A 21,508-nucleotide genomic window follows, 5' to 3' on the forward strand; every position below is an offset into this window, starting at 1 on the left:
GAAAGGCTGTCCCCCGGGTCCCATCCCTATAGGCCAACCCCGGTTGCTTAGGAACCGCGCCGCGCGCTTCGGCGGGCGAAGCGGGCCGGGTCGACGATCGCCGCCAGCGGCCCGGGCAGGGGCGAGGGGGCCTGCATCGCCAGCGCCGCCACGTGCTCGGCCAGCAGGGGGGCCAGGGTGAACCCGCGCGCGCCGAAGCCGCTCAGTACGAAAAGCCCGTCCGGCCCCTCCGGCGCCGCGCCGGCGAGCGGCAGGTAGTCCGGAGTCGCGACACGGATCGAGGCGCGACCTTCGAGGGGTTTGTCCGCCAGCCGTTCGGCAAGGCGCGGCAGGCCCTCGGCCAGGGCCGCGAGGTTGCGGCGGTGGTCGTCGGGACGGAGGTCGCGGGCCGCGTCGCCGCGGTCGTTGGTCGCGCCGAACAGCACGCCGTCACGGGTCGGGATGGCGTAGGCGCCGAAGGCGGCGGCCTCGGGCGGGTTGGACGCCGCCGTCCAGCTCGCCTGACCCCGGACGGCCATCAGCGGCAGGCCGGCCAGGAGGCCGCCGGAGGCCAGGCCCGCGGCCACGATCACGGCGTCGGCGATGCCCAGGACCTCGCCCGTGGCGTCGAGCAGCCGCCAGCCCTCGTCCGTTCCCTCGATCCGGGCGACGGAGGCCACGCGCACCTGCGGCGCCCAAGCCGCCAACAGGCCGGAGGGCTCGATCACCAGGGCGTCGCGAAAAGCCAGGGTGTCAGGGCCCGCCTCGCCGACGCGCGACGCGGTCTGGGCGGCCGTCAGCAGCTCAAGAGCGCCCGGCTCGAACAGGTCCGAGGCCGCGATCTTGGCGAACCGGCCCGCATCCTGCGGCTGGAGCGGGAACTGCAGGGCGCCCTGCGCGATGACCAGATCGGGGTGGTCCCGGTAGAGCGCCACGGCCCGCCGGAACGCCTGGGCGAAGAGCTGCGCCGGCTCAGCCAGTCCCGCGTCCAGGCGCGGGGTGACCAGGGCGGCGGGGTTTCCGGAGGCCCCGGCCCCGCGACCTTCGGCGTCGAAGACCATGGCCTCGCCGCCCAGGGCGCGGACCGCCCGCGCCGCCGCGGCGCCGCCGATGCCCGCGCCGACGATCGCCACGCGGCGGGCGGCGGTGGCCGTGGTTCGCTCCCCCGGCAGATGGGCCGCCAGCCGCTCGCGCTTGCGTCCGAAGCCGGGCGCCTTTTCCACGGCGAAGCCGGCGGCGCTCAAGCCACGGCGCACGGCGCCTGCAACCGTGAAGGTCGCCGCCGTCGCCCCCGGCGCCGAGCGGGCCGCCACCAGGGCCAGCACCTCGTCGCGCCACATGGCTGGGTTGCGGGCCGGGGCGAAGCCGTCGAGGAACCAGGCGTCGGCGCGCCCGGACCAGGCTTCGAGCGCCGGGCCGGCTTCGTCCACGGTGACGTCGAGGATCACGCCAAGATCGGGGAACTCGACGCGGTGCGGTCCGCGCGCCTGGCCGGGCCAGGAGGCCAGAAGCGGCGCGGCAAGGTTGGCGAGCTCCGGCCAGTGTCCCAGCGCGCGGCGGGCGTCCTCCGCGCGCATCGGATGGGCCTCGACGGAGAAGATGTGCAGAGTGGCCCCTGGCGGCCGCGCGCTACGCCAGAGGTCGATCAGGGCCAGCACGTTCAGCCCCGTGCCGAAGCCCAGTTCCCCCACGACGAAGCGGCGCCGGCCGGTCCAAGCCTCTGGTAGGCCGCAACCCAGCAGGAACACCGCGCGGGCCTCGGCCAAGCCGTCCTGGGCCGAGAAATAGACGTCGTCGTAGAACCGCGAGCGTGGCTGACCGTCGTCGCTCCAGGCGAGGCCGGTCTCCGGGGCGGTGGGAGGCGTCTGGTCAGCCATCGATCATCCAAGGATACCGCGCCGGCCACGAAAAAGGGCCGCCCGAAAGGACGGCCCTTCATCGCAATCGCTGCGGGAAGCTTACTTCTTCGCGGGCGGAGTAGCGGCCGGCGCGGCGGCGGCATCGGCCGGAGGCGTGGCGGCGGCGCCGGCCTTGTTGGCGTCGGCGGCGGCGTCGGCGGCCGTGGCGGCGGCGCTCTGCGCGGCCCCGGCGGCGTCGGCGGCGGTGTTGGCGGAGGTGGCGGCCGAGGTCGCGGCGGCGTCGGTCTTTTCAGCCTTGGGGGTGCAGGCGACGACGGAGAGCGCGGCGACGGCGGCGCCGGCGACGAGCAGCTTGCGGAGCAGTTGGGAGTTCATGGTTCAGGGTTCCTAGCTTCGGAGTGATGCTTACGCCCTGGGATCACGGTCGGTTCCCACACGAGAATCGACCCTTCCGGTCCCTCGGCGCCAGGGGACTATGCGCTGCTTCGCGCGCACGGCAACCCCCGAATTCACGTTTTCGTGATCACTTTTCGAGCCCGTCCGGCTTGGCCGGAGGGCTGCCCGGGTCAGGCCGCGGGGGCGCCTTCCGGCGGAATGGCCGAGAGGGCCTCTTCCAGCTCCAGGAAGCTCGGCTGGGCGCCGGACGGCACGTTGCCGCGGCCGATCTCGACCGAGATCTGGGCGGCGTTGCCGTGCAGGTGGGCGACCAGCACGGACTGGATGATCTTGTAGAAGGCGCCGTCCTCTTCGATCACCGCGGCCATCCGCGCGGCCATGGGGCCGACCAGGCCATAGGCCAGGAACACGCCCAGGAAGGTGCCGACCAGCGCCGAGCCGATCATCTCGCCCAGCACCGCCGGCGGCTCGGTGATCGCACCCATGGTCTTGATGACACCCAGCACGGCGGCGACGATGCCCAGGGCGGGCAGGGCGTCGGCGGTGCTGGTCAGCGCATGTGGGGCTTCCAGCGCTTCGTGATGGTGCTTCTCGAGCTGGTTTTCCATCGCGTCTTCGACCTGGTGTGGATCCTCCAGGTTCATGGTCATCATCCGCAGCGTGTCGCAGATGAAGTCGACGGCGAAGTGGTCCTGCATGATCCTCGGATAGCGCGAGAAGATCGAACTCTCCTTGGGCGTCTCGATATGGCTTTCGAGGGCGATGACGCCCTTGGACTTCATGGTCTTGGTGAGCAGGAACAGCAGGCTGAGCAGGTCGCGATAGTCGGTCGCCTTCCACTTGGCGCCCTTGAACACCTTGCCCATGCCGCCGCCCAAGCTCTTGAGAACCGGCACGGAATTGGCGGTCAGCAAGGCGGCGATGGCCGCGCCGGCGATCGTCAGCATCTCGAACGGCAAGGCGCCCAGGACGACGCCGATATTCCCGCCAGACATGATGAAGCTGCCGAACACGCAGCCGAACAGCACGACAATGCCGATAATCTGGAACATAGGGTCTCCCGCGGGCCCGGAGACCATCGCTGTTATTGCTTAATTTCGCGTGGACGGGCGTTCCGATTTGCGCCTGGCCGCAGGGGGGCCTAATCCGCGATTCATGCCCGTGGACGCCGCCTCCAGCACCATGCCCAAGCGGGCTTTCGCGATCATCTTCTGCTCGTCCGTGGCTACCGCCATCGGCAACACCGGGCTGATCTCCGTCCTGCCGCTGATCGGCCGCTCTCTGGCCATTCCCGACGAGATGGTGGTGGCGATCTTCTCGCTGTCGGCGATCCTGTGGGCGGTCTCCTCGCCCTTCTGGGCCAAGGCCTCGGACCGCTACGGCCGCAAGCCGCTGATGATGGTCGGGCTGTCCGGCTTCATGGTCTCGATGACGGTCTGCGGGACGGTGGTCGGCGCGGGCCTGCGCCATATGGCGGCCCCGATGGTGATCTTCGCCGCCCTGCTGCTCGGCCGGGCGCTCTTCGGCCTGTTCGGCGCGGCCTCGAACCCGGCCAACCAGGCCTATGTGGCCGACCACACGCCGCGCGAGGCGCGCACCCAGGCGATGGCGAGCCTGGCGGGGGCCTTTGGCCTGGGCACGGTGTTCGGGCCGTTCCTGGCCCCCTATTTCGTCTATCCGGTCATCGGCATCGCCGGACCGCTCTACACCTTCGCCGCCATCGCCGCGGTGATGCTGGTCGTCGTGTGGCGTTTCCTGCCGGAAAGTTCGCGCCCCGCGGAGGACCCCGCCGACGAGGCGGAGGAGACGCTCGAAAAGGCACGGCCTATCTGGCGCGACCCGCGCATCCTGCCCTTCGCCCTGTTCGGCTTCGTGGTCGCCACCTGCCAGACCGCCCAGCAGCAGACCCTGGGTTTCCTGGTCATCGACAAGCTCGGCGTCTCGCCGATGGCCGCCAAGGACTCCATCGCCATGGCCATGGCCTTCGGCGCGGTCGCTGGCCTGCTCGCCCAGTGGGGCCTGATCCGCATGTTCCAGATGACGCCGCGCCAGCTCCTGCGCTGGGGCGTCGGCTGCGCGGCGGCCGGCAACTTCCTGGTGGCGCTGCAGCCGGACTATCGCACGGTCGTGGCGGGCTATGCTCTGGCGAGCCTCGGGTTCGGCTTCGCCCGGCCGGGCTTCACCGCGGGCTCATCGCTCGCCGTCGGCTGGAAGGATCAGGCCCGGGTGGCCGGCGCCATCGCGGCGGTCAATGGGATCAACGCGGTCTTCGCGCCGGCCTTCATGGCGATCTACCGCGCCAACCACTCCGCGCCCTTCGTGCTGAACATGATCCTGATGCTGGGGATGCTGGCCTACGCCCTGATCAACCCGACCCTGCGCAACGCCGATCCGGCGCCGGCGACCCGGGCCGACGCCACCATGTCGACGATCGAACGCAGCGACGAAGGCGGGGCCTAGGAGGCTCCGGCCTCGGCCTTCAGCTTCTCGACCATGGCCGGCGAAAGGTAGCCGTCGGCGGTGAGCCCGCGGGCCTTCTGCCAGGCGCGAAGCGCGGTGCGTGTGCCCATGCCGACGATGCCGTCGGGCGTCCCTGCATCGAAGCCCAGCGCCGCCAGCGCGCGCTGCGCGGTCATCCGGTCGGCCAGCGACAACGGCGCCTCGGCCGGCCAGGGCTTCACCAGCGGCCCCTGGCCCGCGATCCGGTCGGCCAGCAGGCCGACGGCGAGCGCGTAGGCCACCGAGTTGTTGTACTTTCGGATCACGAAGTGGTTCGGGAACAGCAGGAAAAGCGGCCCCGAGGCCCCGGCTGGCGCCAGGAGCTGGGCCGGCGCGGCCTTGTCGGCGTCGGACCACGGCAGGCCGTCGGCGCGGGTCACGCCCTTGTCGGCCCACTCCAGCGGCGTCAGTTTCGGGCCCTCGGTCAGGCTGAAGTCGAAGTCGGCGGGCACGGTCACCTCGCGCGCCCAGCCTTGGCCCGGTGTCCAGCCGCCCTTGGCGAGCAGGCTCGCCGCCGAGGCCAGCGCATCGGCGGGGGAGGCCCAGATGTCGCGCTTGCCGTCGCCGTCGCCGTCCACGGCGGTCGACAGGAAGGCCGACGGCAGGAACTGGGTCTGGCCCATGGCGCCGGCCCAGGAGCCCTTGAGCTGGCTGCGCGACGCCTCGCCGGAGCCGATGATCCGGAGTGCTGCGATCAGCTCGCCCTCCGCCCAGTCGCGCCGGCGGCCCTGGGCGGCCAGCGAGGCCATGGAGCGGATCACGTCGAAATCGCCCTGGATGGCCCCGAAGGCGCTTTCCCGCGACCAGACGGCGATCAGGACTTCTCGCGGCACCCCGAAGCGCTGCTCGATGGCGTCCAGCGCCGGGATCGCGGTGCGCTTCTGCTGACCCGCGGCGATCGGGCCCTCGGTGACCGCGCCCTTGATGTAGACGGAGATCGGCTGGGAGAATTCCGGCTGGCGGCTGTCGCGCGACGTCACCCGCGGATCGGGCGTCAGCCCGGCCATCTCGCGCTCCAATAGGGCGGGCGCGATGCCGGCCTTGACCGCCCGGCCGTAGAACTCTGCGGCCCAGGCGTCGAAGACCATGTCACCCGAGGCCGCCGGCGGCTTCACCGGGGCGATCGGGGCTGGCTCGGGCGCCGGCGTCGGCGCAGGAGCCGGGGCTTCCACCGGCGGGGGCGGAACCGCAGCGGGCTGGGGCGGCGGCGGGACCGAACGGGGGCTCGCGCACCCCGCCAGCAGGAGAAGCAGCAGCAGTAGGCGGCGATGACGAAGCATCGTCGGGAGTCTAGCGAGCGTCGAGTCCCGGCTCAATGACCTGAAGGTCAGCCATGACATTGACTTGGCCAGGGCCTTTCCGTATATCCGCGCGCTCCCTGTGAAACCCCGGACGCCACCGTCCGCGCCCGAGATCCAAGGTCATGAAGGTCAGAAGCTCGCTCAAGTCGCTCAAGACGCGTCACCGCGACTGCAAGCTCGTGCGCCGCAAGGGCGTCGTCTACATCATCAATAAGACGAACCCGCGCTTCAAAGCCAAGCAGGGCTGACGTCCCGCCCCGATGCAGAGGCCGAACACGGTCGTCTGGGACGTCGGCAATGTCATCGTGCGCTGGGATCCGCGCACGCTCTATTCCAAGATCTTCCCCGACCCGGTCGAACGCGACCGGTTCTTGGCCCACGTCTGCACCATGGCCTGGCACGGGCCGACCGACTGCGGCGTGACCTTCGCCGACAACTGCGCCGCGCTGAGCGCCGAACATCCCGAGCATGCCGCCGCCATCGACGCCTGGCGCGCGCGCTGGCCGGAGATGTTCTCGGGGCCCATCCCGGAGACCGAGGCGGCCATCGAGGCGCTCCAGGCCAGAGGCGTGCGCCAGTATGCGCTCACCAACATGAGCCACGAGACCTGCGAGGACACCTTCGCCATGAGCCCGGCGTTCGACCGCCTGGACGGCCGGATCGTCTCGGGGCTCGAGGGCGTCATGAAGCCGGGCCCGGAGATCTTCGAGCTGGTCTGCGCGCGCTATGGCTTCGCGCCGTCGGAAGCGCTGTTTGTGGACGATGGGGCCGGCAACATCGCGGCGGCCCGCGCGCTCGGCTTCCACGTCCACCATTTCACCGACCCGGCGGCCCTGCGCCCCGCCTTGGAGGCGTTCGGCCTCCTCTAGTGTCCGTTGTTGCGGACGAGGTCGAAGAACTCCTGACGGGTCCTGGGGTCGTCCCGCACCTCGCCCAGCAGATGGCTGGTGGTCAGGCGCGTCCCGGGCGTGTTCACGCCACGCATGGTCATGCAGCTGTGCTCGGAGATGATCACCACTCCCACGCCCTTGGGCTTGAGGATGTCGCAGATCGCGCCGGCGATCTCGGCGGTGAGCTTTTCCTGGATCTGCAGGCGCCGCGCGAAGCCGCGCACCACCCGGGCCAGCTTGGAGATGCCGACCACCCGGTTGGACGGCAGGTAGCCCACGTGGGCCCGGCCGATGAACGGCAGCATGTGATGCTCGCAGAAGCTGACCACCGGAATGTCCTTGAGGATCACCAGCTCGTCATAGCCGGCCACTTCCTCGAAGGTCTTGGCCAGATAGTCGCGCGGATCGCTCTCGTAGCCGGCGAAGAGCTCGCGGTAGGATCGGGCCACGCGGGCCGGCGTCTCCAGCAGGCCTTCACGGTCCGGGTCGTCGCCGGCCCATTCGATCAGCACGCGCACGGCGGCCTCAGCGTCGGCCTGGGTCGGTGGGGTCTTTGCAGCCATGACGTGATGCTCTCCGCGGCGTTCCGTCTCAACAACCTATCCACAGCTATGGTTCAGGCGGCGATGACAGGGCAAGGGCGCGTCGCTAGGGTCGCGGCCGATAGTTCTCCAGACAGTGAGCCCACCCATGGCCGACGACGCCTCCGCCCACCCCGATGTGCTGAACCAGGCCGCGCAGGGCCAGCTCAAGAGCATCATCGAGCGCATCGAGCGGCTGGAGATCGAGAAGGCCGAGGTCGCCGAGCAGATCAAGGAGGTCTTCGCCGAGGCCAAGGGCAACGGCTTCGACGTCAAGATCCTTCGCAAGGTGGTGCGCATCCGCAAGCAGGACCGCGCCAAGCGGCTGGAGGAGGACGCGATCCTCGACCTCTATCTCGCGGCGATCGGGGAGATTTGAACCGAAAGCCGCCAAAGACGCCGAAGCCTCGCAAGCCGCCGAAGCCGATCGATCACAAGGCCCAGGCGAAGCGAGCGGCGCTCAACGCGCTCCGCCGCGCCCAGCGCCACGCCGAGCGCGCGGGCGTGAAGCTCTCCGAATGGGAAGGCGAATTCCTGGGCTCGGTGACCGACCGGCTGAAGACCTTCGGCCGCGCCTTCGGCGACCCCGAGAAGGGCGCGCCCGGCCAGGCGCTTTCGGCGCTGCAGACCGTGAAGCTGAAAGAGATCACCGCCAAGGCGAAGGGCGAGAAGAAAGAGCTCAAGCGCCGGCCGTTCCGGCGGAAGCCGGGCTCCTAGGCCTCGGTCCGCTTCTCAGCCGCCGGCTTACCCGCCTTCGCCAGTTTGATCAGCGAGGCGAGCCGGGCCTCACGCGACCTGCGCGTCAGCTTCATCGGCGGTTTCATCGGCCCCTCCCTTGATCACGTCATCGAGGCCCTGCTCGCGGACCTTGCGATAGAGCGTCGAACGGCCGATGCCGAGACGGCGGGCCACTTCGCTCATGTGGCCGGCGTAGATCTCGATGGCGAGCTGGATGAGGTCGTGTTCGATCTCGTCGAGGGTGCGCAGGTGTCCCCGCTCGTCGAGGATGCGCACCGGCACTGATTGCGGGATGTCGGGCATCATGTGGCCGGAGATGACCGGTTGGGCCATCACCGACGACGGGCTCTCCGCGGCCATGGGGGGCGGAGCGACGCCGGAGATCGCCGGGAAGTCGTGCGGCTGCAGATAGGGCGCATCGGCGAGCACGATGGCGCGATAGACCGCGTTCTCCAGCTGGCGCACGTTGCCGGGCCAGTCGAAGGCGGAGAGGTAGGCCATGGTCTCGGGCGTGGCGCCCACCACGGTCTTGCCCTCTTCGACGTTGAACCGCTTCACGAAGGCGTCGACCAGGGCCGGCACGTCTTCCTTGCGTTCGCGCAGCGCCGGCGCCTCGATCGGGAAGACGTTGAGGCGATAGTAAAGGTCCTCGCGGAAACGCCCTTCCTTTACCGCCAGCGACAGGTCGCGGTTGGTCGCCGAGACGATCCGCACGTCGACCTTGATCGGGCGCTTGCCGCCGACCGCGTCGATCTCGCCTTCCTGCAGGGCGCGCAGCAGCTTGACCTGGATGTCGAGCGGCAGTTCGCCGACCTCGTCGAGGAAGAGCGTGCCGCCGCTGGCCTCCAGGAACTTGCCCAGGTGCTTGTCGGTGGCGCCGGTGAAGCTGCCCTTCTCGTGGCCGAACAGGATCGACTCCACGAGATTCTCGGGGATCGCGCCGCAGTTCACGGCCACGAACGGCTTGCCGCCGCGATCGGAGGAGCCGTGCACGGCGCGGGCGATGACTTCCTTGCCGACGCCGCTTTCGCCGGTGATCAGGATCGGGATCGAGGACTTGGCCGCCCGTTCGCCCAGGCGCTTGACCATGGTCATGGCCGGCGAGCCGCCGATCAGGTCGTCGAAGCTGGTGCGGCCGGAGGCGTGCTTCTTCAGCCGGTCGACCTCGCCCTTCAGCGCGCCCATGGAAAGGGCGTTGCGGATCGAGACGATGATCCGTTCAGGCGCGGCGGGCTTGATGAAGAAGTCCATGGCGCCGGCCTGCATGGCCTGAACCACGGTGTCGATGCCGCCGGTGGCGGTGACCACGATCACCGGCTGGTTGAAGCCGCGGGCCCGCATCTCGACCAGGGTCTCCTGGCCGGAAATGCCGGGCATCACCATGTCGAGCAGGACGACGTCGGCGGGCGCGCCCAGCGCCAGATGCTGGATCGCCTGGTCGCCGTTCTCGGCGTGCGCGACCGCGAAGCCGTCCCGCTCGAGGACCGCCTGGATCAACCGACGCTGAGTTGGGTCGTCGTCGACGACGAGAACCGTTTTAGCCATATGAAGACACCACACCCGAAACCGGCCACCGCCTCACGGACGAGGGCTCCTGTTGTCACGAATTGATACAGGAGAGCGGTAAAGGCCGCGTTTCGGAGACCTGAGTCAGGTGTTAACGGCCGGGCGTCGGCGCGGGGCTCGCGGGAGGCGTTCCGGCGGCCTTCCGAGCCGCCGTCGCGCAGGCGATTCAGCCCAACCCTGAAACCGAACTGTCACGAACCGTCGCCATGTTGCCCGTCTTCTCAGGGGCCAAGATGCAGCTTTCCAGATTTGCCGCCGCCGGCGCGGCGTTCGCCATGGCGCTCGCCCCGCAGGGCGCGGCGGCGCGCAACGTCATCATCTTCGTCGCCGACGGCCTGCGCTCGCACAGCGTGACGCCGCAGACCGCGCCGGCGCTGGCCGCGGTCCGCGCCGAGGGCGTGGACTTCCAGAACAGCCATTCGCTCTATCCGACCGTCACCACACCCAATTCCTCGGCGATCGCCACCGGCCACCTGCTCGGCGACACCGGCGACTTCGGCAACACGATCTTCGTCGGCAAGCCCTTCCCGCCGCCGTTCGGCTCGGCGATCGCGGGGATCGAGGACGACGACATGCAGGCTGTGATGAACGCGCGCTACGGCGGCAACTATCTGGGCGAAACGACCTTGCTGGAGGCCGCGCGCGCCAAGGGCTATGCGACCGCCGCCATCGGCAAGCACGGCCCGACGGCTATCCAGGACGTCACCTCGCGCGATGGCCTGGGCACGATCGAGATCGACGACGACACCGGCGGCCGCGACGGCGGCCACGGTATCCCCTTGGCGTCCGAGATCACCGCGGCGCTGAAGGCCGCGGGGCTCGAGACCTTGCCGCCGGACCGCGGCCTGAACGGCGGCGGCGGGGCCTTCAACATGCCGGGCGTCCTGGTAGCCAATGTCGAGCAGCAGGACTGGCTGGCGGCGGTCGCCACCCAGGTGCTGCTGCCGCGGTTCAAGGCTGGAGGTCGGCCGTTCATCCTGGTCTTCTGGTCGCGCGACCCGGACGGCACCCAGCATGGCCAGGGCGACAGCCTCAATGTGCTGGAGCCCGGCATCAACGGCCCGACCTCGAAGGCCGCGATCCGCAACGCCTCCAACGACCTGCAGAAGCTGCGCGACGCCCTGAAGGCGCTGGGCCTCGACGGCGACACCGACATCGTGGTCACCGCCGACCATGGCTTCTCGACCATGTCCCGGGAGAGCCCGGAAAGCCCGGCGGCCAAGTTCCGCTACCGGGATGTGAAGCCCGGCTTCCTGCCCCAGGGGTTCCTCGACATCGACATGTCGATCGGACTGAAGCTCAAGCTGCACGACGCCGGCGGCGCCGAGGTGCATCCGGAACTCGGGTTCTATCCGAAGCATGGCTCGCTGCTGGGGCCAGATCCGGCCCATCCAGAGATCGCCATCGCACCCAATGGCGGCACGAACCTGATCTATCTGCCGGGCGCGGACGCCGGTGTGCTGGCTCCGCGGGTGGTCGAGTTCCTGACCCGCCAGGCCTACGTCGGCGCGATCTTCGTCAACGACGCCCTGGGCGCGATCCCGGGCGCGCTGCCGATGAGCAAGATCGGGCTGACCGGCTCGGCGCGGACCCCGCAGCCCTCGATCGTGGTCTCGTTCAAGAGCTTCTCCACCGGCTGCGCCGATCCGGAGATGTGCGGCGTCGAGATCGCCGATTCCGGCCAGCAGCAGGGCCAGGGCATCCACGGCTCCTTCGGCCGCCAGGACACCCACAACTTCATGGCCGCCGTCGGCCCCGACTTCAAAACGGGCTTCGTCGACCCGGCCCCGGTCAGCAACGCCGACTGGGCCAACACCCTGGCCCACGTCCTCGGCCTGGAGCTGTCGTCGAACGGGCAGGCGAAGGGCCGGGTGATGGCCGAGGCGCTGAAAGACGGAGGCCTGCCGCCCGAAACGCGGCCGATCGTCGTGCGCTCCCAGCCGGCGGCGAACGGCTTCGTCACCGTGCTGAATGCCCAGGAGGCGGCGGGCAAGACCTACTTCGACGCCGCCGGCATGCCGGGCCGCACCCTCGGCCTGAAGCCCTAGGCCGGGTGGGGACGGCGGCCGGGCTTGGCCTGGTCGCCGATGCGCCAGCCGGCCGGACAGGCGCCCATGTACAGGAAGTGACGGCTCTGGCGCACGGTGGTGGGCGCCGGGTCGTTGGGGGTTGGGTAATAGTAGAGCTGGGTGAGGCCGAAATTGAGCCGGAAGTCGCGCTCAAGGTCGCCGGTGGTGGTCGAACTCACCGCGAACGGGCGGCCATCGACGACACAGCGCAGCACCCATCCGTTCGGCTTCACCAGCGGCGAGGTGGTGTCCTGGCAGGGCTTGCCGTTGACCTCGGCTCGGGTGCGGGCAAAGGCCTCGCGCAGCGGGGTGTCGGCGCAGACGTAGACCGCGGAGCGCACGGCGCCTGCGCCGCCCATCACCTCCAGGCGCCAAAGCTGCGGCGGGTCGATCGCCTGCTGGCGCGCGGCGATCAATGTCTCGGTCGCGGGGCCTCCATTGCAGGCGGCGAGGCCGAGCAGGGTGAGAACCGACAGCACCTTGCCGGCAGCCCGGCTCATTGCGACGCCCTTTGAACGAAGCGGCCGCCGCGGCTAGCGGTAGATCGGCGAGACAATGATCGCCTGCATGTGGTGCTCGACCTCGACCGGGACGTAGACCGGCGGCATGCCCTCTGCGACGGAGGGCGACTGCGCCCGCCAGGCGCCAAAGGCGGCCAGCGCGATCGCCCCGGCCATGACGAAGCTCCCGATGTCCTGGCGCCGGAAGTCCGGCGCGGGGCGGCGCAGCGCCTTGATCCGCTGCTCCAGGGGATGCGGCGCCGAGCCCGCCAGCCAGTGGCAGCCGAGCGGGGCGGCGACGGCGCCGAGCTGGGTCTTCAGCAGGGTCTCGGCGTAGCGGCGCTTCTGTCCCGACCGGTGCGCCAGGACCGCGGCGTCGCAGGCCAGCTCCTGGTCGAGCCGCGCCTCGCGGGCCGCCAGATGGACCAGCGGATTGAACCAGCTGAGGCACTGGGCGAGCGCGATGAAGGCGTTGATGCGCGGGTCGCCGCGCTCGATGTGGGTGCGTTCGTGAGCGCGGATCAGGACCCGTTCCTCGGCGGAGTAGCGGGTCTCGGCATCCGCCGGCATGACGATGCGGGGGGCGAAGAAGCCGGCGACCGCCGGACCGGCCAGGCCGCGGCGGGCCAGGTCGAGGAACCGCAGCTGCCAGAACGCCACCAGGGCCGCGCCGGCCAGGGCGCCGGCAAGCCACAGGCTGAGCCAGGGCGCGGCCGGCGCCTGCATCAGGTGCTGGGAGGCGTCGTAGATCGGATCGAAGTGCGGACCGTCGCCGGGCGGGAAGATACGGGTGGCTTCGGCGGCAGGCAGCAGGGCGAAGGCGGCGGCGGCCGGGACGCACACCCACAGGCAGTAGGCGATCTGGGGGCCGAAATGGCGGCGGATGGTCGGGCGGACCATCAGCACCGCCAGGATCGCACCGGCTGCGGCGAGGTTCAGATGGACGAGGGCGACCAGAAGGTCATTCGCCATCGTCGAGGCCTTCGATCAGGCGCTTCAGCCGCGCCACCTCGCCGGACGACAGGTTGCGGTGCTTGGCGTAGTGGGCGACCAGCGGGGCGAGCTCGCCGCCGAACAGCCGGTCCAGCAGGCCCTGGCTCTCGCCGTGCACATAGTCCGCGCGGCTGACCAGGGCGCGATAGCGCGTGCGGCCCTCGTTGCGCTCGGAGACCAGCGCCTTCTTCTTGAGCAGCCGGTTGATCAGGGTTTTGACCGTGGCCTCGCCCCAGCCTTGCGGCGCGCCGACCTCGGCCACGATCTCATCGGCGGCCAGCGGGCCCTTGCCCCACACCGCCTCCATCACCTGGCTTTCCGCCGCCGATATACGCGCCATAGCTTGGTCCACCTTCGTCCCGCGACTGTTACGGATGTAAATTTATCCGTCAAGTCACTGCTTCGCGAGCTTGACAGTTCCGCGGCCGTCCCGCTCCCTATCGAAAATTACGACCGTAATACGATTGGAGTGAGCATGATCCGGACCAGGGGCGACCCCGCGACGGGCGGCGGCCATCGCCGCGATATCGACGGCCTTCGCGCCGTGGCGGTTCTGGCGATCGTCGCCTACCACGCCTTCCCGCGGTGGATTCCGGGTGGCTTCGTCGGGGTGGACGTCTTCTTCGTGATCTCCGGTTTCCTGATCACCGGGATCATCGCCCGCGAACGGGACGAGGGGCGGTTCTCCTACCTGCGGTTCTATCTGCGGCGGGCGCGGCGGATCGTACCGGCCTATGTCGTGGTGCTGGCGGCGATCGCGGCGCTCTCGCTCTGGCTGCTGCTGCCGGCGCGCCTGACCTGGGTGGGCGGCCCACTGGCCGCGTCGGGCCTCTTTCTGACCAACGTCGCCTTCACGACGGCCTACGGCTATTTCACGCCCGGCGCACAGCAGCATCCGCTGCTCCACCTGTGGTCCCTTGGCGTCGAGGAGCAGTTCTATCTCGTCTGGCCGCTGCTGCTGGCGGGGCTCTCGCTGAAGGTCCTGCGCCGCGCGCGGCTCGCCATCGCCGTCGTGCTGCTGGTCGTGTCGCTGGCCGCCGCCCAGTGGCTGACGGTCCACGACGGGGCGGTGTGGTCGTTCTTCCTGTTCCCGACCCGGGCCTGGGAGTTCCTGGCCGGCTGCCTCCTGGCGCTCGCGCCGAAGTTCGCGCCGCGTGGCCCGATCGGAGCGAATGCGGCCGGCGTCGCGGGCCTGGCGCTGATCGCAGGTTCGGTCGCGCTGTTGAGCGAAACCACGCCGTTCCCCGGGCTCTCGACGGTTCCCGCTTGCCTGGGGGCGGCCCTGGTGCTGTGGAGCGGGGCCGGCCGGGATCCGGCCGCGACGGCGGTGCTGCGAAGCGCGCCTGCGGTGGGCGTGGGCCTCGTCTCCTATTCCCTCTACCTTTGGCACTGGCCGGCGCTGATCTTCGGCCGGGAGTATGCGCAGCGCGAGCTCAGGCCGCTGGAGGTCGCCGCACTGCTGGCGCTTAGCGTGGCCCTGGCGATCGCGACTTGGCGTTTCGTGGAGCAGCCCTGGCGCCGTCGCGCCGCGCCGCGCCCCGGCCGGGCGCTTGCGCTCACCCTGTCGCCCCTGCTCATCTTCGTGGCGCTCGGCGCGGCGATGTACGTCACCCATGGTCTTCCCGCACGGCTCTCGCCCTCGGCGCGCCAGGCGGCGGACATCGAGAACACCGACATCAACCCGCGGCGCCACGCGTGCTTCACCACCGGCAAGCCGGTCGCTGCGAACGGTTGCCGCTATGGCGCGGCGGCTGACGCCAAGGACTATGACGTGCTGGTCTGGGGCGACTCGCACGCCGACGCGGCGACTCCCGGGGTCGTCGACTGGGCCAAGCTGCGCGGCTGGAGCCTGCGCGAGGCGGCGCTCGGGGGCTGCCCGCCTCTGGTGGATGCGCGGCCCATGGCGCCCAAGGTCGGCGAGCTGAAAGGCTGCCGCGCTTCCGCCGGTCTGGTGGTCCGCGAGATCGCCGCCGATCCGAAGCTGAAGCTGATCGTGCTGGCGGCGCGCTGGCCGCTCTACAATGGCGACACGCCGCACTACGACGCAGGCAATCCGCCGATCCGCGTGCTGGACGCCCGGACGCCCGGCGACCGCGTCTATCCGCTGGACGAGGGCCTGACCCGGACCCTGGACGCCATCGCCGCCACCGGGACCAGGGCGCGGGTGGTCGTGTTGGGCCCGGTCCCGGAGCTCACCTTCTCGCCGTCCTACTGTGTGGCGATGGCCCGGCATCTCCACCGAGCCGAAGCGCGCTGCTGGGACGCGCCGGCGGCCTTGCCGCTATCCCGGGCGCGCCCGGCGGAGGCGGCCATCGCCCGCGCCCTGGCCCGCGCGCCGGGGGTGCGGACAGTCTTGCCGTCGGCGCGGCTCTGCACCGAGACAAGTTGCGTCACCGTCCTGCGTCATCGCCTGATCTACTTCGACGACGACCACCTCAGCGCCACGGGCGCGCGAATGCTGGTCCCCGGCTGGCTGGACGAGGCGCTCAGCTCACCCGCACCTGCGCCGGCCCCGCGACCATCCGGCCGACCGCCGCCGCGGCGCTGAAGCCGCGGCCGCGGACAAGGGCCAGCACGTTGTCGGCCGCGTCCGGCGACACCGCGATCAACAGGCCGCCGCTGGTCTGGGGGTCGGTAAGCAGGTCGCGTTTCCAGTCCGGCAGGTCCGCGGCGAGCTCCACGCTGTCGCCATAGCTCGCCCAGTTGCGCGTCGAGGCGCCGGTCCTGACGCCGGCCCGGGCCAGGGCCTCGACGCCGGCCAGCAGAGGCGGTTCGGCGGTTAGCTCGGCCCCGAGGCCCGATCCGCGGCACATCTCCAGCGCATGGCCGAGCAGGCCGAAGCCGGTGACATCGGTCAGCGCATGGACGCCGCCCACCTCGCCCAGCTCGCGGCCCACGGCGTTCAACTGGGTGGTCGAGGCGATGAACGCCGCGTAGCCCGCCGCGTCGAGACGCTCCTGCTTGAAGGCCGCGCTCAGCACGCCGACGCCCAGCGGCTTGGTCAGGATCAGCACGTCCCCGGCCTGAGCGGTGCGGTTGGTCAGCACCTTATCGGGATGCACCAGGCCCAGGGCCACCAAGCCATAGATCGGCTCGACGCTGTCGATGGAGTGGCCACCGGCCACCGGTACGCCCGCCGCCGCGCAGACCGAGGCGCCGCCCTCCAGGATCGCGCGGATGGTCTCGGGCGCCAGCCTGTCGATGGGCATGCCGACTATGGCCAGCGCCAGGATCGGGGTCCCGCCCATGGCGTAGACGTCGGATAGCGCGTTGGTCGCCGCGATCCGCCCGAAGTCGAAGGGGTCGTCCACCACCGGCATGAAGAAGTCGGTGGTCGCCACCAGGGCCTGGCTGTCGTTCAGCCGCCAGACCGCCGCGTCGTCGGAGGTGGCGGTCCCCACCATCAGGTCCGAGAAGGCTGCCGTCGCCGGCATGCCCTTGAGGATCGACTGCAGGACCGCCGGCGCGAGCTTGCAGCCGCAGCCCCCGCCGTGCGCCAGAGAGGTCAGGCGGAAGGGTTCTTGGCTGGCTTCCGGCGAGATCGCTGTCATAGGCTCGATCCTATCGCGGCGCCGCGCCGAACCCGAAGGCCCTTTGCTTGTCCGCCATCCAGATCCTTGAGAGCGCCGACCGGGACAGCCTCGCCCGCTACGACGCCATCATCGACGTGCGCAGTCCCGGCGAGTTCGCCTGGGACCATGCGCCGGGCGCCATCAACCTGCCGGTGCTCAGCGATGCGGAGCGCGCCGAGGTCGGGACGATCTATGTCCAGGAATCCCGCTTCCGCGCCCGCCGGATCGGCGCGGCCCATATCGCCAGGAACGTGGCCCATCACCTGGAGACCGCGCTCGCCGACAAGCCGGGGTCGTTCCAGCCGCTGATCTATTGCTGGCGTGGCGGGCAGCGGTCGAACGCCATGGCGACGATCCTCTCCCAGGTGGGCTGGCGGACCACCGTGCTGGCCGGCGGCTACAAGACCTGGCGGCGTCATGTCACCGCCCGCCTGTACGATGCGCCGTTGGCGATCCCGCTGGTCCTGCTCGACGGCTACACCGGCTCGGGCAAGACCGAGGTGCTGCGGCGGCTGGCGGCGCGCGGCCTGCAGACCGTCGACCTCGAGGGGCTCGCCGCTCACCGGGGGTCGCTGTTCGGCGCGCTCGCCGGCCAGCCACAGCCGTCGCAGAAGATGTTCGAGTCGCGCCTGCTCTGCGCCCTCGACAGCCTCGATCCGGCGCGGCCGGCGGTCGTCGAGGCGGAGTCCAGCAAGGTGGGCGAGCGGATGGTCCCGCCGGCGCTCTGGCAGGCCATGGCCGAGGCGCCGCGGATCGAGCTGTCGGCGCCGGCCGAGATCCGGGCCGGCTATCTGGTCCGCACCTATCACGACATCGTCGAGGACCGCGCGGCGCTGGACGAAGCCCTGCGCCGGCTGCCGACGCCGCCGGGCCGCAAGCGTCTGGCCGCCTGGGGCGAGCTGGCCGACGCCGGCCAATTCGAGGCCCTGGCGCTGGCGCTCATGGAGCTGCACTACGACCCGGCCTATCGCCGCGCCGTCCGCAAGGCCGGGCGGCCCAACCTCGGCGTCCTCGACCTCGCCGGGCTCGCACCCGCCGACCTGGACGCCGCCGCCGACGAGATCGCGCGGCGGATCGGGCAGGCCTTCACGCCCTCTTGAAGCAAAGAATGGGCGGGTGAGCGTTCGCGCCTGTGCTAGAAGGCGCCGTCACCCGAACGTCGCGCCCTGCCGGCCGGGTTTCCCGGTCGCTCCGCTCGCCGAGCAGCGCCCCGCGGCGCCGGAACCAGGAACGCCGTCATGAAGACCTATCAGGGCACGATAACGCCAAACCGGCGCGACCTCAGCGACCCCCGGTCGTCGGGCACGCCCGCCCAGACGCCGAAGACGCCGCGCCTCAACGACCGCCGCAGCACGCGCTGACGTCCAGCTCAAGGAGACCGCCATGGCCAAGGGCCAGAAGAAATCCAACAAGGAAGCCCGCAAACCGAAGCAGCCCAAGGCGAAGCCCGCCGAGGTCATCTCGGTGTTGAACCCGTCGCACAAGAAGCGCTAGCCGCGCCCGGATGACCGGCGCGGGCCATGCGCCGGCGTATGATGGGGCCACGCTCTTGAGCATCGTCGCGGGACCTGCGCCAGGCTATCCCTGAGGGATCGCAGCGCGAGGGCGAGCATGTTCGTAGGACATTATTCGGCGGCCCTGGCGGCCAAGGCGGCGGAGCCCAGGGCGCCGCTCTGGACCTATGTGATCGGCTGCCAGCTCCTGGACGTGGCCTGGTCGGGCCTGGTTATGGCCGGGTTGGAGAAGCTGCGCATCGACCCGAGCTTGCCGGGCTCGAGTCTCGACCTTTATCACATGCCCTGGACCCACAGCCTGCCCGGGGCCCTCGCCTGGTCGCTGGCCGCGGCGGTCGCCGTGCGTTTGGCGCTGAAGCTGCCGGTCCGCGCCGCGGTGTTCGTGGGCCTGGCGGTGTTTTCACACTGGATCCTGGACCTCGCCGTCCATCGCCCCGACCTCGAGCTCTGGTTTGGGGGCGCCAAGGTCGGCTTCGGCCTGTGGAACTATCCCCTGCCGGAGGAAGCGCTCGAAATCGGACTGCTGGCCGTCGCGGGCGCTTTCTGGGCGGGGTGGCGGGTCCGGGACGGCCGCACGGTCTGGCCCGCAGGCCTCTTCCTGGCCCTGCTCGTGGGCTTACAGATCTACGCCATGAGCGCTGAGCAAGGCGTCCTCGATCCGGTGAAGATGGGCCTCACGGCGCTGGCGGCCTATCTCGCGGTCGGCTTTGTCGCCTGGCTGGTCGAACGCGGTCCGCCGACCCACGACGGTTGACGCTGGGGAGCGCTTGCCCGAGGCCGCAGTCCGCGCATAGTGCCGGCAAGGCCGAGCTCTACGGCCATCGGGAGAGGCGTGACCATGAAGATCATCAAGCTCGGCCTGGCCCTGGCGCTCGCCGTCACGGTGGCGGCCTGCCAGAAGCCGGTGGCGAACGTGGACGGGGCGCGGATCGCCGCCGCCGACACCAACGCCGAATGGGTTTCCTACGGCAAAGGCTACTCCGAGCAGCGTTTCTCCCCGCTCGACAAGATCTCGACCGCCAATGTCGGTCAACTCGGCCTCGCCTGGTATGCCCAGTTTGACACCGACCGCGGCCAGGAGGCGACTCCCCTGGTGGTCGACGGCGTGCTCTACACCACGACGGCCTGGTCCAAGGTCTACGCCTATGACGCGGCGACCGGGAAACCCAAGTGGTCCTACGATCCCAAAGTCGACGGCGCGAAGGGTTTCGACGCCTGCTGCGACGTCGTCAACCGCGGCGTGGCGGTCTGGAAGGGCAAGGTCTATGTCGGCGCGCTCGACGGACGGCTGATCGCGCTCGACGCCGAGACCGGCAAACCCGTCTGGTCGGTGCAGACCACCGATCCGAAGAAGCCCTTCACAATCACCGGCGCGCCGCGCGTGGTGAAGGACAAGGTGCTGATCGGCAACTCCGGCGCCGAATATGGGGTGCGCGGCTACATCACCGCCTATGACGCGGCGACGGGCAAGCAGGTCTGGCGCTTCTACACGATCCCCAACCCGACCGGCGCGGCCGACGGGGCGGCCTCCGACAAGGTTCTGAGGGAGAAAGGCCAGTCGACCTGGCCCGAAGGCGCCTGGAAGCTGGTCGGCGGCGGCGGCACCGTCTGGGACGCCATCGTCTACGACCCGGCGCTCGACATGATCTATTTCGGCGTCGACAACGGGACCCCTTGGAACCAGGAGCAGCGCTCCGGCGGCAAGGGCGACAACCTCTTCGTCTCCTCGATCGTCGCGGTGAAGGCCGACACCGGCGAGTACGTCTGGCACTATCAGGTGAACCCCGGCGAGAGCTGGGACTATTCGGCCGTGCAGCCGATGATCCTGGCGGACCTGACCATCGGCGGCGCGCCGCGTAAGGTGCTGATGCAGGCGCCGAAGAACGGCTTCTTCTATGTGATCGACCGGACCAACGGGAAGCTGCTCTCGGCGAAGAATTTCGTCCCGGTGACCTGGGCCACCAGCATCGACATCGCCACCGGCCGGCCGGTGGAGAATCCTGCCGCTCGCTACGGCAAGGACGTCGAGCTGCAAATGCCCGCGCCGCTGGGCGCGCATAACTGGCACCCGATGGCGTTCAGCCCGAAAACCGGACTCGTCTACATCCCCGCCCAGCAAATGCCGTTCGCGTTCCAGAACGATCCGAGCTTCGCCTACAAGCCCGGCGGCTGGAATCTGGGCGTCAACCTTCTGGCCAACGCCGCGCCCATGACGGCGGACCAGACCAAGGCCCTGGCCGCCCAGATCAAGGGCTCGCTGATCGCCTGGGACCCTGTGAATCAAAAGGCCGTCTGGACAGTCCAGCGGCCCTATTTCTGGAACGCGGGCGTGCTGGCGACCGGCGGCGGCCTAGTGTTCCAGGGCGCGGCGGAAGGGCAGGTCTACGCCTATGACGCGACGAACGGAAAGCAGCTCTGGTCCTATCCGACCGGCAACGGGGTGATTGCCCCGCCGATGACCTATGAGGTGAACGGCGACCAGTATGTGGCGCTTATGGTGGGCTCGGGCGGCGGAGGCCAGGTCTCCGCGCCGTCGCTGCTTCCGACGCGACCGAGGCTTCCCGGCCGGCTGTTGGTCTTCAAGCTCGGCGCGACGGCCAAGGCGCCCGACTTCGTCCTGCCGGCCCAGCCCGAGATCGATCTGTCGAAGGTCACCACCAACGGCGACCCCAAGCACGGCTATGTGGTCTTCAACAACAACTGCCAGGTCTGCCACGGCGCCAACGCCACCGGCTCCTGGCTCCCGGACCTGAAGCGCTCACCGTTGATCACCACGCCGGCGGATTTCAACTCGGTGGTGATGGAGGGCGTCAAGGCCCACAACGGCATGGTCAGCTTCTCGCGCTTCCTGAAACCCCAGGACGTGGAGGACGTCCGCGCCTTCCTGGTCGGTCAGGGCAAGGGCGATCCGCTTCCCGGTGCGACGACGGTGGCGGCGAAGTAGCTAGCGCAGCGCCGCCCCGGACTGGTCGGCGATCCAGTCGGCCTGGGCCTGGGTGAGGATCAGCGGCTGGCCGACAGCCAGGGCTCCAGACGAAAAGCGCGGGGTCA

The 21,508-nt window shown here is 70.1% G+C and carries 22 protein-coding genes; 12 read left to right on the top strand and 10 right to left on the bottom strand.

The window, feature by feature from the left end; translation table 11 throughout:
* Positions 1-47: 47 nt before the first annotated feature.
* The 3 genes from mnmD to motA all read right to left on the bottom strand — a co-directional run bounded on the left by mnmD (position 48) and on the right by motA (position 3,286).
* On the bottom strand, positions 48-1,856 hold the full coding sequence (mnmD, locus tag ACESMY_RS04080; RefSeq protein ID WP_372782477.1) for a tRNA (5-methylaminomethyl-2-thiouridine)(34)-methyltransferase MnmD: 1,809 nt from the start codon (positions 1,854-1,856) through the stop codon (positions 48-50).
* Between the two features lie 81 nt (positions 1,857-1,937).
* The gene (locus tag ACESMY_RS04085) at positions 1,938-2,213 is read right to left on the bottom strand and encodes a hypothetical protein (RefSeq protein ID WP_372782478.1); all 276 of its coding nucleotides are present in this window, start codon (positions 2,211-2,213) and stop codon (positions 1,938-1,940) included.
* A gap of 191 nt (positions 2,214-2,404) precedes the next feature.
* On the bottom strand, positions 2,405-3,286 hold the full coding sequence (gene motA / locus ACESMY_RS04090) for a flagellar motor stator protein MotA (RefSeq protein ID WP_372782480.1): 882 nt from the start codon (positions 3,284-3,286) through the stop codon (positions 2,405-2,407).
* A gap of 103 nt (positions 3,287-3,389) precedes the next feature.
* Between motA and ACESMY_RS04095 the strand changes: the two genes are divergently transcribed.
* Positions 3,390-4,694, top strand: a complete 1,305-nt coding sequence (locus tag ACESMY_RS04095; protein WP_372782482.1) for an MFS transporter — start codon at positions 3,390-3,392, stop codon at positions 4,692-4,694.
* Here the strand turns inward: ACESMY_RS04095 and ACESMY_RS04100 are convergent.
* Positions 4,691-6,013, bottom strand: coding sequence for a lytic murein transglycosylase (locus ACESMY_RS04100; protein ID WP_372782484.1), 1,323 nt, complete (start codon positions 6,011-6,013; stop codon positions 4,691-4,693). The two genes, ACESMY_RS04095 and ACESMY_RS04100, sit on opposite strands and share 4 nt — an antisense overlap.
* Positions 6,014-6,156: 143 nt before the next feature.
* Between ACESMY_RS04100 and ykgO the strand changes: the two genes are divergently transcribed.
* Positions 6,157-6,282, top strand: coding sequence for a type B 50S ribosomal protein L36 (gene ykgO, locus ACESMY_RS04105; RefSeq protein WP_111456358.1), 126 nt, complete (start codon positions 6,157-6,159; stop codon positions 6,280-6,282).
* 12 nt (positions 6,283-6,294) lie between these two features.
* Positions 6,295-6,903, top strand: coding sequence for an HAD family hydrolase (locus tag ACESMY_RS04110; protein WP_372782486.1), 609 nt, complete (start codon positions 6,295-6,297; stop codon positions 6,901-6,903).
* Here ACESMY_RS04110 and folE read toward each other — a convergent pair.
* Complete coding sequence (folE, locus tag ACESMY_RS04115; protein ID WP_372782488.1) at positions 6,900-7,487, bottom strand: GTP cyclohydrolase I FolE; 588 nt, start codon at positions 7,485-7,487, stop codon at positions 6,900-6,902. The genes ACESMY_RS04110 and folE overlap by 4 nt on opposite strands.
* Positions 7,488-7,614: 127 nt before the next feature.
* Between folE and ACESMY_RS04120 the strand changes: the two genes are divergently transcribed.
* Positions 7,615-7,884 carry a DUF2312 domain-containing protein gene (locus tag ACESMY_RS04120; RefSeq protein WP_372782490.1) on the top strand — a complete coding sequence of 90 codons (270 nt, stop codon included), beginning with the start codon at positions 7,615-7,617 and terminating at the stop codon, positions 7,882-7,884.
* Positions 7,881-8,222: a hypothetical protein gene (locus tag ACESMY_RS04125; protein WP_372782492.1), complete on the top strand. Its 342-nt coding sequence runs from the start codon at positions 7,881-7,883 to the stop codon at positions 8,220-8,222. The genes ACESMY_RS04120 and ACESMY_RS04125 overlap by 4 nt, the downstream gene beginning before the upstream one ends.
* Before the next feature lie 69 nt (positions 8,223-8,291).
* Here the strand turns inward: ACESMY_RS04125 and ACESMY_RS04130 are convergent, their stop codons facing one another.
* On the bottom strand, positions 8,292-9,788 hold the full coding sequence (locus tag ACESMY_RS04130) for a sigma-54-dependent transcriptional regulator (protein WP_372782494.1): 1,497 nt from the start codon (positions 9,786-9,788) through the stop codon (positions 8,292-8,294).
* 254 nt (positions 9,789-10,042) lie between these two features.
* Here ACESMY_RS04130 and ACESMY_RS04135 point away from each other — a divergent pair, with 254 nt between their 5' ends.
* Complete coding sequence (locus ACESMY_RS04135; RefSeq protein ID WP_372782496.1) at positions 10,043-11,857, top strand: alkaline phosphatase family protein; 1,815 nt, start codon at positions 10,043-10,045, stop codon at positions 11,855-11,857.
* On the opposite strand, the gene ACESMY_RS04140 is transcribed toward ACESMY_RS04135, so the two are convergent.
* From ACESMY_RS04140 to ACESMY_RS04150, 3 genes are read right to left on the bottom strand one after another with little or no spacing between them, the layout of a single operon-like run.
* Entirely contained in the window at positions 11,854-12,378 is a 525-nt protein-coding gene (locus ACESMY_RS04140; protein WP_372782498.1) for a hypothetical protein, read from the bottom strand. The genes ACESMY_RS04135 and ACESMY_RS04140 overlap by 4 nt on opposite strands.
* A 33-nt stretch (positions 12,379-12,411) precedes the next feature.
* Positions 12,412-13,350: a M56 family metallopeptidase gene (locus tag ACESMY_RS04145; protein ID WP_372782500.1), complete on the bottom strand. Its 939-nt coding sequence runs from the start codon at positions 13,348-13,350 to the stop codon at positions 12,412-12,414.
* Positions 13,340-13,711, bottom strand: a complete 372-nt coding sequence (locus ACESMY_RS04150; RefSeq protein WP_372782502.1) for a BlaI/MecI/CopY family transcriptional regulator — start codon at positions 13,709-13,711, stop codon at positions 13,340-13,342. Before ACESMY_RS04150 ends, ACESMY_RS04145 begins: the two co-directional genes overlap by 11 nt.
* A gap of 135 nt (positions 13,712-13,846) precedes the next feature.
* Between ACESMY_RS04150 and ACESMY_RS04155 the strand changes: the two genes are divergently transcribed.
* On the top strand, positions 13,847-15,919 hold the full coding sequence (locus tag ACESMY_RS04155) for an acyltransferase family protein (protein WP_372782503.1): 2,073 nt from the start codon (positions 13,847-13,849) through the stop codon (positions 15,917-15,919).
* Here ACESMY_RS04155 and selD read toward each other — a convergent pair.
* Positions 15,858-16,922, bottom strand: coding sequence for a selenide, water dikinase SelD (gene selD, locus ACESMY_RS04160; protein ID WP_372782505.1), 1,065 nt, complete (start codon positions 16,920-16,922; stop codon positions 15,858-15,860). The genes ACESMY_RS04155 and selD overlap by 62 nt on opposite strands.
* A 47-nt stretch (positions 16,923-16,969) precedes the next feature.
* Here selD and mnmH point away from each other — a divergent pair, with 47 nt between their 5' ends.
* The 5 genes from mnmH (at position 16,970) to ACESMY_RS04185 (ending at position 21,401) form a co-directional block, all read left to right on the top strand.
* A complete protein-coding gene (gene mnmH, locus ACESMY_RS04165; protein ID WP_372782507.1) occupies positions 16,970-18,043 on the top strand; it encodes a tRNA 2-selenouridine(34) synthase MnmH in 1,074 nt (357 codons plus the stop codon).
* A gap of 138 nt (positions 18,044-18,181) precedes the next feature.
* Positions 18,182-18,304: a hypothetical protein gene (locus ACESMY_RS04170; RefSeq protein WP_372782509.1), complete on the top strand. Its 123-nt coding sequence runs from the start codon at positions 18,182-18,184 to the stop codon at positions 18,302-18,304.
* A 22-nt stretch (positions 18,305-18,326) separates the two neighbouring features.
* On the top strand, positions 18,327-18,437 hold the full coding sequence (locus ACESMY_RS04175) for a hypothetical protein (protein WP_372782511.1): 111 nt from the start codon (positions 18,327-18,329) through the stop codon (positions 18,435-18,437).
* Positions 18,438-18,554: 117 nt separating this feature from the next.
* Positions 18,555-19,211 carry a hypothetical protein gene (locus tag ACESMY_RS04180; protein WP_372782513.1) on the top strand — a complete coding sequence of 219 codons (657 nt, stop codon included), beginning with the start codon at positions 18,555-18,557 and terminating at the stop codon, positions 19,209-19,211.
* Positions 19,212-19,295: 84 nt separating this feature from the next.
* The gene (locus ACESMY_RS04185; RefSeq protein WP_372782515.1) at positions 19,296-21,401 is read left to right on the top strand and encodes a PQQ-dependent dehydrogenase, methanol/ethanol family; all 2,106 of its coding nucleotides are present in this window, start codon (positions 19,296-19,298) and stop codon (positions 21,399-21,401) included.
* The last annotated feature ends 107 nt before the right edge of the window (positions 21,402-21,508 follow it).

The organism is Phenylobacterium sp. (genome assembly GCF_041691455.1).
Lineage (GTDB): Bacteria > Pseudomonadota > Alphaproteobacteria > Caulobacterales > Caulobacteraceae > Phenylobacterium.

Coding starts and splice junctions, on each gene's coding strand:
- mnmD (WP_372782477.1), bottom strand. CDS start 1,856: ATGGCTGACCAGACGCCTCCCACCGCCCCGGAGACCGGCCTCGCCTGG.
- ACESMY_RS04085 (WP_372782478.1), bottom strand. CDS start 2,213: ATGAACTCCCAACTGCTCCGCAAGCTGCTCGTCGCCGGCGCCGCCGTC.
- motA (WP_372782480.1), bottom strand. CDS start 3,286: ATGTTCCAGATTATCGGCATTGTCGTGCTGTTCGGCTGCGTGTTCGGC.
- ACESMY_RS04095 (WP_372782482.1), top strand. CDS start 3,390: ATGCCCGTGGACGCCGCCTCCAGCACCATGCCCAAGCGGGCTTTCGCG.
- ACESMY_RS04100 (WP_372782484.1), bottom strand. CDS start 6,013: ATGCTTCGTCATCGCCGCCTACTGCTGCTGCTTCTCCTGCTGGCGGGG.
- ykgO (WP_111456358.1), top strand. CDS start 6,157: ATGAAGGTCAGAAGCTCGCTCAAGTCGCTCAAGACGCGTCACCGCGAC.
- ACESMY_RS04110 (WP_372782486.1), top strand. CDS start 6,295: ATGCAGAGGCCGAACACGGTCGTCTGGGACGTCGGCAATGTCATCGTG.
- folE (WP_372782488.1), bottom strand. CDS start 7,487: ATGGCTGCAAAGACCCCACCGACCCAGGCCGACGCTGAGGCCGCCGTG.
- ACESMY_RS04120 (WP_372782490.1), top strand. CDS start 7,615: ATGGCCGACGACGCCTCCGCCCACCCCGATGTGCTGAACCAGGCCGCG.
- ACESMY_RS04130 (WP_372782494.1), bottom strand. CDS start 9,788: ATGGCTAAAACGGTTCTCGTCGTCGACGACGACCCAACTCAGCGTCGG.
- ACESMY_RS04135 (WP_372782496.1), top strand. CDS start 10,043: ATGCAGCTTTCCAGATTTGCCGCCGCCGGCGCGGCGTTCGCCATGGCG.
- ACESMY_RS04140 (WP_372782498.1), bottom strand. CDS start 12,378: ATGAGCCGGGCTGCCGGCAAGGTGCTGTCGGTTCTCACCCTGCTCGGC.
- ACESMY_RS04145 (WP_372782500.1), bottom strand. CDS start 13,350: ATGGCGAATGACCTTCTGGTCGCCCTCGTCCATCTGAACCTCGCCGCA.
- ACESMY_RS04150 (WP_372782502.1), bottom strand. CDS start 13,711: ATGGCGCGTATATCGGCGGCGGAAAGCCAGGTGATGGAGGCGGTGTGG.
- ACESMY_RS04155 (WP_372782503.1), top strand. CDS start 13,847: ATGATCCGGACCAGGGGCGACCCCGCGACGGGCGGCGGCCATCGCCGC.
- selD (WP_372782505.1), bottom strand. CDS start 16,922: ATGACAGCGATCTCGCCGGAAGCCAGCCAAGAACCCTTCCGCCTGACC.
- ACESMY_RS04170 (WP_372782509.1), top strand. CDS start 18,182: ATGAAGACCTATCAGGGCACGATAACGCCAAACCGGCGCGACCTCAGC.
- ACESMY_RS04175 (WP_372782511.1), top strand. CDS start 18,327: ATGGCCAAGGGCCAGAAGAAATCCAACAAGGAAGCCCGCAAACCGAAG.
- ACESMY_RS04180 (WP_372782513.1), top strand. CDS start 18,555: ATGTTCGTAGGACATTATTCGGCGGCCCTGGCGGCCAAGGCGGCGGAG.
- ACESMY_RS04185 (WP_372782515.1), top strand. CDS start 19,296: ATGAAGATCATCAAGCTCGGCCTGGCCCTGGCGCTCGCCGTCACGGTG.